Source organism: Nocardia sp. NPDC059764 (assembly GCF_042732555.1).
Taxonomy (GTDB): domain Bacteria; phylum Actinomycetota; class Actinomycetes; order Mycobacteriales; family Mycobacteriaceae; genus Nocardia.
In genome coordinates, this window is the sequence record NZ_JBHWHH010000066.1 from 1 (window position 1) to 12,698 (window position 12,698).

Sequence of the window (12,698 nt, forward strand, 5' to 3'; positions counted from 1 at the left end):
GGGGGCGGCGCCGCGGCGCTGCCCGGGGGCGCGGCGCCCGCCCACGCCGAGAACGCCCCACCCGTCGGCAAATTCGCCTTCCCCGACGCGCAGCGGCTGCGCGTGCTCGTCACCGGCGACGCGGGCACCGGCGCGCGCCCGCAGTGGCAGGTCGCCGACGCCATGCGCGAACAGCATGCGCGCGACCCGTTCTCACTTGCCCTCGCCCTCGGCGACAATGTCTACGAGCAGGGCCCGTGGGCCGACGACGACGCCCAATTCGCGGCCAAGTTCGAGAACCCCAACCATGACCTCGACTTCCCCTGGCTCATGGTGCAGGGCAATCACGACAACTCCTCGATCCTGCCCGGCGACGGCGGCTGGCTGCTGCGCGGCGATCACGAGGTCGCCTATCACGCCCGCTCGGCCCGCTGGTTCATGCCGTCGCGCTACTACTCGGTGCGGGTTCCGCAGGAGAGCCCGGTCGTCGAGTTCTTCGTGCTCGACCTGAACCCCGTCGCCGCCTACCTGCCCCCGCTCTTCCAGCCGTACTGGGCGGCCGACGGCCAGTTCATGACCGAGCAGGCGGCCTGGCTGGGCCGCGCCCTCGACGAATCCCCCGCGGCCTGGAAGATCGCCTGCACCCACCACCCGTACCGCAACAACGGGCCGCACGGGAACGCCGGTGAATACGACGGATTGACCCTCGACCCGATCGACGGCCGCCACGCGCGGGAATTCTTCGAGGCGCACGTGGTCGGCCGCTGCCAGTTCCTGCTCTCGGGCCACGACCATTCGCTGCAGGTGCTCGAACCCACCACGGCGTCGAAGGGCACCCGGCAGATCATCTCCGGCGCGGCCGCGAAATCCGTGCACGGCGAACCGTCCTCGGGCGGCAAGGGCAGCCCCAACGGCGCGCTGTACGAGAACTACAACGATCTGGGTTTCATGGTCCTGGACCTGACCCCCTCATCCGCGGACCTGGGGGTCTACACCGTCGACCTCTCGAACGGACAGTCCGCCAACGTCTTCCAACGTCGGCTGGGTTGATCGGGAAAGGCCCGCGCGCCGCCTACGGCTTCAGGACGATCCGGATCGGATTGCCTTCCTTGGCCTCCAGGCGTGCACGGCCTTGGGGGCGTCGGCGAGCGGCACCACGGCGCTCACCGAGCGCGCGAAGTCGATTCGTTGCAGCCCTTGGAGTTTCACCAGCTGGGTGACGTGCTCCGGAGTCGTGCGGCCAGCATCGTCATCGGCTCATCGTAGGCCGATGTCGGTGAGTCCACGGTCGAGAAAGCGGATCATCCAGACGAAACTCTGCTCGGCGTCGTCGCTCCACTGGAAGCCGTCGGAGGCCTGCAGGCTGGCGAAACCGTGGAAGGTGGAGCGCAGCGTGCGCAGCGCGTGCACCATCTCGTCGGCGTCGATGCCGTAGCCGCGGAGTACCGCCTCCATGGATTCCAGCAGTCGTGAACCCGATTGCAGCAGTGGGTCGTCCGGCCCGGTGAAGCGCGCGCCCACGGTGGCGGCGTATCGGCCCGGATGTTCGACCACGTAGCCGCGGAAGGCGTTGGCGAAGGCGGTGAGCGCGTCGCGGCCCGCGCGTCCGTGCATGGCGTCGCGGACCCGGGTGTCGAGTTCCGCCATGGCGAGTGCGGCGATGCCGTGCTGCAGGTCGGCCAGGCTCTCGATGTGCTTGTACAGCGAGGGCGTGCGCACCCCGAGCCGCTGCGCGAGCGCGCCCAGCGCCAGGTCGCCGAAGCCGACCTCATCGGCGAGGGCGGCGCCGGCGGCGATGACGTCGGTCCGGTTCAGTCCGACCCTAGGCAAGGTGTTCCTTCAGGAACGGCAGCATCAGTTCGGCGGTGCGCTCGGCGGCCTCGAACTGCGGGTAGTGGCCGGTGCCCTCGATCAGGCCCAGGCTGCCCAGTCCGGCGGGCAGGGCGGCGGCGATGCGCTGGCCCTCGGCCTCGGGGCTCGGGAAGTCCGGGTCGGCGGTGCCCATCAGGATGAGCGCGGGCCGGGTCACATTGGGCACCTGGGCTTCCGCGTCGGCCGGGGTGGACTTGCCGCACTTCATGAACTCGGCCATGCGGCCGGGCTCGTTCAGCTTGGCGGACACCTCGCCCAGGTAGGCGTCGAGGTCGGCGGGGTGGGACGGCATGGCCACCCGCAGGTACTTCAGCCACTGCCCGATGCTCTGGAACATCATGGTCCCCATCAGCGGGAGCATGCCGCGGCGGTGGCGCGCGTTGGTGAAAAGCGCTCCCACGTCGGCCTTCTGGGTGAGGGTGAAGGGGTTGATCTCCACGATGGCCCGCACCAGGTCGGGCCGCAGCGCGGCGGCGATGGTGGCCGATCCGCCCGAGAGCGAGTGGCCCACCACGATGGCGGGGCCGCCGCCCAGCTTCTCGATGACGGCCAGCAGGTCGTGGGCGACGTCGGTGCGGCTGATGGCCGCCTTGCCGGTCTCCGACGCCCAGTCCAGGCTGGATTCGCCGTGGCCGCGCATATCGGTGTTGACCACCCGGTATCCGGCCGCCGCCAGCAGCGGGGCGAGGTGCCGGTTCACGGTGCGGTCGATGCCCATTCCGTGGGACAGCACCACCAGCGGGCCGGTGCCCTGCTCGTCGTATGCGATCCGGCCGCCGTCGATGTCCACGTACTGCGTCATGGTCTTGTCGCTCTCTGGGAGTAGCTAACTGCGATAGCCATAAAGCTAATCGCGTTAGCCAATCGCGTCAACCCCTGACTTCGTAGAGTTCGTCGATCTCCTTCGCGTACTTGGCGGCGATGGCCTTGCGCTTGAGCTTCATGGTCAGCGTGATCTCGTCGCCGCCCGCCTCCCAGAAGGTCGGCAGCACCACGAACCGCTTGATCTGCTCCACCCGGGACAGGCGTTCGTTCCCGGCGGTCACCCCGGCCGCGATCGCCTCGAGCACCGCCGGGTCGGTGAATCGTTCCCCGGTCTCCTCGTCGAGCACGATCAGCGCCGTGTTGTACGGCCGTCCGTCACCGATCACCGCCATGGCCCCGATCAGCGGGGTGGCGGCCTTCACCGTGTTCTCGATGTGGGTGGGCGACATGTTCTTGCCCGCCGCGTTGATGATCAGTTCCTTCTTGCGGTCCACGACCGTGAGGAATCCGTCCGCGTCGACGGTGATGATGTCGCCGGTGGACAGCCAGCCCTCCGAGTCGATCGCCTCCGCGGTCTGCTCGGGCAGCCCGCGATACCCCTTCATCACCAGTGGTCCGCGCACCTGGAGCTCACCGTCGGCGGTGTGTCGGGCCGCCATGCCGGGCAACAGTTTTCCGACCGTGCCGAGTTTCGCGTCGTCCGGATGGGAGACGCTGCAAATGCACGACAGCTCCGACATACCCCAGATTTCCGCGATCGGAATACCCAGTCCGGCGAAGAATCCCAGGGTCCGCGGCGGAATCGGAGCTGCTCCCGACAGCGCCCACCGCAGCCGGTCGAATCCCAGGGCGGCGCGCAGGTGCCGCAACACCAGGTCGTCGGCGCGCTTCCAATCCGCGGCGACATCCTCGGGCACGGCTGCACCGGCCAGCTGGTAACCGCTGCGGGTGGCCGCCACAGACAGCGCCCACTCCATCGCCGACCGCCGGTCCACATCGGGTTCGTTGGCTACCTTGAATTCGATTGCGGCCTTCAGCTTCTCCCACACCCGGGGCACCGCACCCCACACGGTCGGTTTCAGATCGACCAGTGCGGGCGCGATCTCCTTGGCGTCGCCCACGCAGGTGACCTGGGTACCGAGCACTTCCTGTACGTACAGCGCGGTGAGCCGGTCGGCGATGTGCGCGGTCGGCATGAACGAGGTGATGGTGTCGCCGAATACGAATCCCAGCACCTCGGCGATCCCGCGCACCTGGAATAGCAGATTGGCGTGCGTGGTCTCCACGCCCTTGGGATTGCCGGTGGTCCCGGACGTGTAGATCAGGGTGGCGATGTCCTCCGGGCGGACGGCCCGCCACGCGGCCTCGAAGTCGAAATCCGCTGCCCCGGCGGCGATCAGCTCGGCGACCGTCATGGTCCCGTCGGGCGCGTCGTCCACGCAGACGATCCGATCGAGCTCGACCCCGCAGCTGCGCAACCGCTCCACATACCGCGACTCGCACAGCACGATTCGCGCTCCCGCGTTCCCGAGCACGTACGCCAGCTGTTCGGCGGGCAGCGTGTTGTACACCGAGAACGAGGTCGCTCCCAGATGCTGCGCACCGACTTCGAGGGGATAGAACTCGACCCGGTTGCTCATCATCAACGCCACGGTGTCCCCACGCGTGACGCCGATGGCGGCGAGGCCCGCGGCGACCTCCCGCACCTGACGGGCGTAGTCCCGCCAGGTCAGAGTCCGGGTGTCGCCGGGAGTGCGGAGGGCGATCGCGTCGGGGTCGATGGCCGCGGTGTGTTGGAAGGCCGCGGGCAGGGTGTCGGTCATCGGCGGTCCTCGATCGCGTGAATGAGCTGGTGGACAGTGGGATTCGCGGCCAGACGGCCGTCGAGCACGACATTGATCGCGCCGCGCAGCAGGGCGTAGGGCGTCCATCCGCGCGGTGCGATGGTGCGGGCGGCACGGTGCGCGATGCCGTCGGCGATGGTGCGGGCGGCCTGGTCGGCGGTGATGCGCACGCTCAGCGGCCACGGCAGTAGTGCGTCCAGGCGGCGGCCGAGGTCGTCGGCGTCGAGCATGTCGTGGGTCATGGCGGTCTCGACGATGCCGAAGTAGGCGACTCCGGCGGTGGCCCCGCTCGCGGCGAGCTCCACCCGCAGGGCGCGGCCCAGCTGCTCGACCGCGGCCTTGCTCATCATGTACGGCGAGCCGCCCATGCCGGGGGCGAAGGCGGCGCAGGAGGACACCACGACGACATGGCCGCGGGCGCGGACGATGTGGTCGAGGGCGGGGTGCACGGTATTGAAGACGCCGGTCAGGTTGATGCCGAGGACGCGGTCGAAGTCGCGGGGGTCCATGGTGCGCAGGGTCGCGGGCACCGGTGTCACGCCCGCGTTGGCGACGACCACGTCCAAGCCGCCGAACCGCTCGACCGCCTCCGCGACCACGGCCGCCATCCGCGCCCGATCGGTGACGTCGGCGATGACGGCGTGGGCGCGCTCGCCGAGGTCGAGTGCGGTTCGCCGCGCGGCGGTTTCGTCGATATCGGCGACGATCACCCGCGCCCCGCGCCGGTACAGGATGGCGGCGAGGGCCCGGCCGATGCCCTGGCCCGCACCCGTGATCAGGACGACCTTGCCGTCGATGTCGTACTCCATCAGGCGCTCACCTCGTACGCGTCGGAATCGAACTGCTGTGTGCGCCTGCGGTACTCGAAGCTCCAGCCCGGATACAGTCCGGCATTGCCGCCGTCCGGCGTCGTGTAGTACGTCTCGCAGCCGCCGGTGAGCCACACCGTCGCCGCGCTGCGCCGGTGCATCTCGGCCACGAACGCGTCCTGTCGCGTGGCCCGCACCTCCACCCGGCGTGCGCCGCGGTCGCGCACGGTGGTGAGGGCGTCGACGATGTAGGCGATCTGCGACTCGATCATGTAGACGGCCGACTGGTTGCCCGCCGCGCCGAACGGGCCGAGGGTGCAGAAGAAGTTGGGGAAGCCCGCGACCGCCGTCCCGAGGTAGGTGCGCGGCTGCTTGCGATACAGCTCGGCGATGCTGAGGCCGTCGCGGCCGGTGATGTGTTCGAAGGCGGCGGCGAGGGGTTCGAAGCCGGTGCCGAAAACGATGGTGTCGACCGGGATTTCGACGCCGGCGCGTGTCACCACCGAGTGCGGCCGGACTTCCGCGATACCGTCGGTGACGACCTCGACATTGTCCCGCTCCAGCGCGGGCAGATAGGCGTCGGAGAAGATCGCCCGCTTACAGCCGATCATGTAGTCCGGGGTCACCTTCGCGCGTAGCCCCGGATCGCGGATCTGCCGTCGCAGCTGGATCCGCCCGAGCGTCTCGAACGGGTGCCGGAACCGATTGTCCACGAATCCGACCAGGCCGAAGCTCTCGATCAGCGCGTACCAGGTGCCGCGAACCAGGCGCTGCGTCAAGGGAATACGGCGCAGCACGGCCCGTTCCATCCCGAGCGTGCGCCGGTCCATGCGCGGCACGATCCAGGGCGCGGAACGCTGGAACACGGTCAGCCGCCCGACCTTCGGCTGGATCTCGGGAATGAACTGCACCGCCGACGCGCCGGTCCCGATCACCGCGACCCGCTCCCCGGTCAGATCGTGGGAGTGGTCCCAGTGCAGGGAGTGAAATGCCTTGCCCTCGAAGGTGGCCAGTCCCGGCAGGTCCGGATACTTCGCCTCCGCGAAGATTCCCGCCGCCGCCATGAAGTAGTCCGCCGTGATCGGCCCCCGCGAGGTCTCGATCAGCCAGTGTGAACGCTCCTCGTCCCAGCGCGCGTCCAGCACTTCGGTGTCGAGCCGAATGTGCCGCACCACATCGTGTTCGGTGGCGACAGCCCGGATGTACTCCAGAATCTCCGGCTGCCGCCCATACGTGCGCGACCAGTCGGGATTCGGCGCGAACGAGTAGCTGTACAACTGCGACGGCACATCGCACGCGCACCCGGGATACGTATTGGCCTGCCAGGTCCCGCCCAGATCCGACGCGCGCTCCAGCAGCGCCAGATCCTCGAATCCGGCTTCCCGCAACTTGATCGCGAGCCCGATCCCGCCGAAGCCCGCGCCGAGGATGACGATGTTCCGGTGTTCGATGGAGTCGGTCATCGTCGGGCCTCCGCGGAAGTCGGCTGCGCCCGGCGGGCGATGCCCCGGGCGATCGTCCCGGTGACGTACCGCTGGAGTGGGCTCGCCGCGGTGAGCAGGGGGCGCAGCGCCGGGGTTCCTTCGAGGGCGAAGTTCCAGGTCAACCGTGTTCCCGTCGAGATGGGCTCGAGCCGAATGTCTTCGGCGAAGTGCTTCAGACCGGGAATCGACGCGGCGTCGACCGTGAAGGCCATCCGTGAACCGGGCTCCCAGCGGTAGAACCGCTCCAGCAGGCTGACGACGCCGCCGAGCGTGACCACCCGGGTGGTGCCTGCCCGGAAAGGCCGGGGCGACAGCCATTCGACCGCGGTGACCGCCGCCGACCAGGATGCCAGGGCGTCGTCGGCGATCAGCAGCTGCCAGACCGCCTGCGGGGTGCCGGGGAGATCGACCACGTGAACATAGCGGTGCGCGGCGGTGGTCAGGAAGGTGTCGTCGGTGGGCGTGAGCGGGAAGCGAGTGAGCATGAGACCGTTCGGCCTTTCACTGGTCAGAGGTCGAGCACGAGCGGGCCGTCGACCGCGCGGGACACACACGTGAGCATGTGACCGGGTCGTTCGGCCGTGGTGAGCAGCCGGTCGCGATGGTCGACCGCGCCGGACAGCACACGCGTCCGGCACGTGCCGCAGAAGCCTTGGCGGCAGGAGTACGCGACGTCGGGTCGCACCCGGCGGATGGCGTCCAGCGCGGTTTCGGCGCTGCCGACCCGCACCTGGATTCCGCTGCGCGCCAAGGTCAGATCGAACTCCCTGCCGTCCAGCACCGGGAGCGCGGAGAAGCGTTCGGTGTGCAGGGACGCCGTCGGATTCAGTGCGAACAGCGTGCGCTGCGCGGCCTCCAGGACCGGTGGCGGGCCGCAGACGTAGACGGCCGCGCCGGGCCGCGCGGTCCGCAGGATCGCCGCGATATCGGGCGCGCCGCACTCGTCATCGGGGCGGATATCGGTGTCGCCGGGCAGTTCGTCCAGGAACGGCATGGTGTCCCGGGACCGCCCCAGATACACGAGGTGGCCGCGGTTTCCGGCCGCGTGCACCATCGGCAGGATCGGCGTGATGCCGATTCCGGCGGCGAGGAAGAGATAGGAAGGCGCGCGCTCGACGAACGTGAACGCGTTGCGGGGACCGCGAATTCGCACGGGATCGCCGGGGCGCAGCGCGTGCATCTCCAATGAGCCGCCGTCGCCGTCGGGCAGGCGGCGCACCGCGATCCGATAGCAGTGCTGGTCGACGGGATCGCCGCACAGCGAGTACTGCCGCTGCCGGCCGGACGGCAGGAACACGTCCAGATGCGATCCGGGCCGCCACGCGGGCAACCGTTCCCGGCCGGGCCGCACCAGGGTCAGGCTCACCACATCCTCGGCTTCCGCCTCGACCGTCTCGACGACGACGTCCATGTCGAAGCCGTTGTGGCGCACCGGGTGCGGCCGCGACAGCGCGGGAGTGGTGAACACCTTCTTGTACACGTCCACCGCCGCGCCCAGCGCCCGCAGGCCGAAGGTCGGCGCGGCCGTCATGCGCGGGCCGCCGGCGAGTGCGCCAGGTAGCGCAATGCGTTGTCCATCGAACCCAGTTGGGAGGGATGGAATCTCCGGTCCAGGTAGCGCGGCATCTCGGTGACGAAGGTGGTGAAGTTCGGAATCACCCGCCGCCGGGTCGCGCTCACGAACTGCTTCAGCCAGAAGCGGCCCTTGTCCGGGCTCGGATCGCGGCGGTACAGGTACGCGGTCGACACCATGAACAGCGGCAGCAGCAGTCCGCCAGCCAGCAGCCCGGTCCGGGCCCGCCGTCCGTATCCGCCGTCGACGTGCATGTACGCGTCGAACACCACGCTGCGGTGCTCGACCTCCTCGGCGCCGTGCCACCGGACCAGATCCAGCATGGTCGGATCCATCCCGGCGCGTTGCAGCGCATCGGTTTCCAGCAGCCACTCGCCGATGACCGCGGTGAAATGCTCCATCCCCGCGAACAATCCGAGCCGCTCCTTCAGCCATTCCTGCTTCGCTCGCCCGGTGAGGCCGTGATCGCCGAGCACCCGATCGGTGAGCCACGCGATCTTCGAGACATACGACTCGACGTCGAGTCCGATCTCCTGCAGGTGTTTCCGAGCCCCTTCGTGGCTGCTCGCGTGCATCGACTCCTGTCCGACGAACCCCGCGACCTCTTCCCGCAACCGCTCGTCGTCGATCAATGGCAGCGCCTCGGCCAGGCAGGCCGCCATCGCCCGCTCCCCCTCCGGCAGCACCAGGTGCATGACATTCACGACGTGCGTCGCCAGCACCTCCCCTGGGATGTAGTGCATCGGCACCGACGAGAAGTCGAAATGCACGTCCCGAGCCTGAATCGCGTGGGCTTCGTCCTGATAGGAGCGCCTCGTTGCACTGTCCTCAGCCATGAGCCGACCGTAACAAAGCAACAAACACCATGGCAATGTTGCAGCCACAAATCACCGCAAATTGTTGCATCGCCGCACCCGGCTGTTAGCCTCGAACCGTGCCCCCGACAGCCGCCACCTCGAAGAACACCCCCGGAACGGACACCATCGAGGACCGCATCCTCGACGCCGCCCTGGTGCAATTCGGCCGCGTCGGGGTCAAGAAGACGACGATCGAGGACGTGGCCCGCCAAGCCGAGGTCGACCGCGTCACCGTCTACCGCCGCATCGGTTCCCGGGACGAACTGGTCCGGGCCGTCACCGCCCGCGAGGTCCGCCGCCTCCTCGAAGACCTCGAGAGCATCCCGTCCCGCCACGACGCCTTCGCCGACACGGTCGCCGCCGTCTTCTCCACCGTCGTCACCCGCTGGCGCACCCACCCCCTGGTCGAGCGCCTCATGACCCTCGAACCCGAGCGCCTCCTCCCCCAATTCACCACCGACGGCGCCGCCCCCTTCGTCCTCGCCGTCGTCTCCGCCACCGACCTCCTCCGAAAAGTCCTCGCCGACAACGCCCTACCCGAACCCTCGGACCTCTCCGCCCGCACCGAAGTCGTCTGCCGAATAGTCCACTCCGTGATCCTCCAGCCCACCGGCGGCATAGACCTCGATTCCGAAGCCGCCCTCACCGCCTTCGCCAAGACCTACCTGGTCCCGATCCTCATTCCCTAGGTCACGGCCGCGTTCGCCCCCGGCGAACGGTGGGGCGGAACAATCGGTATACCTCCAGGGTTGACTGGGTGACGCTCAACCTTGGAAGGGGTCGAAGACGTGACTACACCTCAGAACCTGCCGGTCCTGTTCCTGACCGATCCGATCGTGCTGCCCGGCATGGTCGTGCCGATCGAACTGGACGAGTCGTCGCAGGCCGCCATCGATGCCGCCCGCGCGGGCAAGGTCAACCAGGTGTTGGTCGCGCCTCGCCTCGATGAGGGCTATGCCGCCTACGGAGTGGTGGCCACCATCGAACAGGTCGGCCGGATGCGCGGTGGCGCGCCCGCGGCGGTATTGAAGGCGGAGAGCCGGGCCAAGATCGGGCACGGCGTGACCGGACCCGGCGCGGCGCTCTGGGTCGAGGCCGAGCCGGTCGAGATTCCGGCCGCCGACGGACGAACCAAAGAGCTTGCGGCCGAATACAAGAAGCTGGTCGTGTCGGTCCTGCAGCGCCGTGAGGCGTGGCAGGTCATCGACGCGGTCAATCAGATGAACGATCCGTCCACGCTGGCCGACGCGGCCGGCTGGGCCTCGTACCTGAGCAACGAGCAGAAGCGCGAGATCCTCGACACCCCGGATACCCAGGCGCGACTGAACAAGCTGATCGAGTGGACCACCCAGCACATCGCCGAGACCGAGATCAGTGAGAAGATCAGCGAGGACGTGCGCGAGGGGATGGAGAAGACCCAGCGCGAATTCCTGCTGCGCCAGCAGCTCAACGCGATTCGCAAGGAGCTGGGCGAGGACGAGCCGGACGGCGCGGAGGACTACCGCACCCGCGTCGAGAACGCCGACCTGCCCGACGACATCCGCGAGGCCGCGCTGCGCGAGGTCGGACGGCTGGAACGCTCCAGTGATCAGAGCCCGGAGACGGGCTGGATCCGCACCTGGCTGGACACCGTGCTGGAACTGCCGTGGACGGTGAAAACCACCGACTCCACGGATGTTTCGGCCGCCCGCGCGGTGCTGGACGCCGACCACCACGGCCTGGACGAGGTCAAGGACCGCATGGTCGAGTACCTGGCCGTGCGTTCCCGCCGGGCCGCCCGGGGCCTGGAGGTCGTCGGCGGACGCGGTTCCGGCGCGGTGCTGGTGCTGGTCGGTCCGCCCGGCGTCGGCAAGACCTCGCTGGGTGAGTCCGTGGCACGGGCGTTGGGCCGCAAGTTCGTTCGCGTCGCCCTGGGCGGCGTGCGCGACGAGGCCGAGATCCGCGGTCACCGGCGCACCTACGTGGGCGCGCTGCCCGGCCGCATCGTCCGCGCCATGAAGGAGGCGGGATCGATGAATCCCGTTGTCCTGCTGGACGAGATCGACAAGGTCGGCAGCGACTTCCGCGGCGATCCCGCGGCGGCCCTGCTGGAGGTGCTGGACCCGGCGCAGAACCACACGTTCCGCGACCACTACCTGGACCTGGATCTGGACCTGTCCGACGTGCTGTTCATCGCGACCGCGAACGTCCTGGAGACGATCCCCGGCCCGCTGCTGGACCGCATGGAACTGATCAGCGTCGACGGCTACACCGAGGCCGACAAGGTGGCCATCGCCCGCGACTTCCTGATCCCGCGGCAGCTGGAGCGCAACGCCCTGACCGCCGAGGAGGTCTCGATCACGGACGAGGCGCTGCGTGAGGTCGCCGCCAACTACACCCGGGAAGCCGGGGTGCGCCAGATGGAGCGGCTGATCGCGAAGGCGCTGCGCAAGGCGGCCACCAAGCTGTCGGAGTCCGCGGACATCTCGGACACCGAAAGCCTGGTCGGCAAGGGCGAATTCGTGCCGGAGGGCCTGGGGTACGACAAGGACCTGGGCTACGACACCGACGCGGCCGCGTCCGGCGAGCTGGTGATCGGACTCGGTGACCTGAAGGATTACCTGGGTCGTCCGCGCTTCACCCCCGACGGGGTGGAACGCACCGCGGTCCCCGGTGTCGCAACGGGTTTGGCCGTGACCGGCGCGGGCGGCGACGTCCTCTACATCGAGGCCAATGCCGCCGAGGGTGACCGCTCGCTGACCCTGACCGGCCAGCTGGGCGACGTCATGAAGGAGTCCGCGCAGATCGCACTGACCTACGTCCGCTCCCACCTGGAGGAGATCGGCATCGAGCCGAGCGTGCTGGATCGCAATATCCACATCCACTTCCCGGCGGGCGCGGTGCCGAAGGACGGACCGTCCGCGGGCGTCACCATGGTCACCGCCCTGGTGTCACTGGCCCTGGGCCGCCAGGTCCGCGCGGATGTCGGCATGACCGGTGAGGTCACGCTGAACGGACGGGTGCTGCCGATCGGCGGCGTGAAGCAGAAGCTGCTCGCCGCCCAGCGCGCCGGCCTGAAGACCGTGTTCATCCCGGCCCGCAACGAGCCGGACCTGGACGAGGTCCCCGCCGAGGTGCTGGCCGCCCTGGATGTCCGTCCCGTCGCCGACGTGGCCGAGATCCTGGCCTACGCCATCGAGCCGGTCGCCGAACCGGCCTACGACGGGCGGCAGCTGAGCGCCACCGCGTAAGTGCTCGAGCGGGAGCCGTGGGTCTGCTGTGCGGACCCGCGGCTCCTGTCGTTTCGGCAGGCCGCGAGAGTGTTCCGGTCGTACCTTCGGGGAGGGATCCAACCGGGGTCCGACGGAGGGTGAACAGCATGCAACCCAACCAGCCGAGTCAGCCGCAGCAGCTCGATCAGGTCGCGGGCGAACGCCTCTCGCACGCGAACAGCATCTTCACCTCCGACCTGTCGGTCAACGAGTTCGCGCTGCTGCACGGCACTCACCCGCGACCAGCGCATCAAAGCCGACCAC

11 protein-coding genes and 1 pseudogene are annotated in these 12,698 nt (G+C 69.0%); 4 read left to right on the plus strand and 8 right to left on the minus strand.

Going from position 1 to position 12,698, the window contains the following annotated elements:
- The coding region (locus tag ACFV4K_RS16775) for a metallophosphoesterase (RefSeq protein WP_379275731.1) at window positions 1–1,029 on the plus strand (1,029 nt) is incomplete at its 5' end.
- Window positions 1,030–1,236: 207 nt separating this feature from the next.
- Here the strand turns inward: ACFV4K_RS16775 and ACFV4K_RS16780 are convergent.
- From ACFV4K_RS16780 to ACFV4K_RS16815, 8 genes are all read right to left on the minus strand, one after another.
- Window positions 1,237–1,809 (minus strand): TetR/AcrR family transcriptional regulator, encoded by a 573-nt coding sequence (locus tag ACFV4K_RS16780; RefSeq protein ID WP_379275732.1) that lies wholly within the window; start codon window positions 1,807–1,809, stop codon window positions 1,237–1,239.
- Window positions 1,802–2,653, minus strand: a complete 852-nt coding sequence (locus ACFV4K_RS16785; protein WP_379275734.1) for an alpha/beta fold hydrolase — start codon at window positions 2,651–2,653, stop codon at window positions 1,802–1,804. The genes ACFV4K_RS16780 and ACFV4K_RS16785 overlap by 8 nt, the downstream gene beginning before the upstream one ends.
- A gap of 67 nt (window positions 2,654–2,720) precedes the next feature.
- Window positions 2,721–4,439, minus strand: a complete 1,719-nt coding sequence (gene fadD11, locus ACFV4K_RS16790) for a fatty acid--CoA ligase FadD11 (protein ID WP_379275735.1) — start codon at window positions 4,437–4,439, stop codon at window positions 2,721–2,723.
- Window positions 4,436–5,269: a short-chain dehydrogenase/reductase gene (locus ACFV4K_RS16795; protein WP_379275737.1), complete on the minus strand. Its 834-nt coding sequence runs from the start codon at window positions 5,267–5,269 to the stop codon at window positions 4,436–4,438. The genes fadD11 and ACFV4K_RS16795 overlap by 4 nt, the downstream gene beginning before the upstream one ends.
- Window positions 5,269–6,732 carry a flavin-containing monooxygenase gene (locus ACFV4K_RS16800; RefSeq protein ID WP_379275738.1) on the minus strand — a complete coding sequence of 488 codons (1,464 nt, stop codon included), beginning with the start codon at window positions 6,730–6,732 and terminating at the stop codon, window positions 5,269–5,271. The genes ACFV4K_RS16795 and ACFV4K_RS16800 overlap by 1 nt, the downstream gene beginning before the upstream one ends.
- Entirely contained in the window at window positions 6,729–7,238 is a 510-nt protein-coding gene (locus tag ACFV4K_RS16805; RefSeq protein WP_379275740.1) for an SRPBCC family protein, read from the minus strand. Before ACFV4K_RS16805 ends, ACFV4K_RS16800 begins: the two co-directional genes overlap by 4 nt.
- Before the next feature lie 23 nt (window positions 7,239–7,261).
- A complete protein-coding gene (locus tag ACFV4K_RS16810) occupies window positions 7,262–8,284 on the minus strand; it encodes a PDR/VanB family oxidoreductase (RefSeq protein ID WP_379275741.1) in 1,023 nt (340 codons plus the stop codon).
- Window positions 8,281–9,162: a metal-dependent hydrolase gene (locus tag ACFV4K_RS16815; protein ID WP_379275743.1), complete on the minus strand. Its 882-nt coding sequence runs from the start codon at window positions 9,160–9,162 to the stop codon at window positions 8,281–8,283. Before ACFV4K_RS16815 ends, ACFV4K_RS16810 begins: the two co-directional genes overlap by 4 nt.
- A 98-nt stretch (window positions 9,163–9,260) precedes the next feature.
- Here ACFV4K_RS16815 and ACFV4K_RS16820 point away from each other — a divergent pair, with 98 nt between their 5' ends.
- From ACFV4K_RS16820 to ACFV4K_RS16830, 3 genes and pseudogenes are all read left to right on the plus strand, one after another.
- Entirely contained in the window at window positions 9,261–9,872 is a 612-nt protein-coding gene (locus ACFV4K_RS16820; protein WP_379275745.1) for a TetR/AcrR family transcriptional regulator, read from the plus strand.
- Window positions 9,873–10,031: 159 nt separating this feature from the next.
- Entirely contained in the window at window positions 10,032–12,413 is a 2,382-nt protein-coding gene (lon, locus tag ACFV4K_RS16825; protein ID WP_379275778.1) for an endopeptidase La, read from the plus strand.
- 128 nt (window positions 12,414–12,541) lie between these two features.
- Window positions 12,542–12,679 (plus strand): annotated as a pseudogene (locus tag ACFV4K_RS16830) (hypothetical protein); the annotation flags it as partial.
- Window positions 12,680–12,698 lie beyond the last annotated feature (19 nt).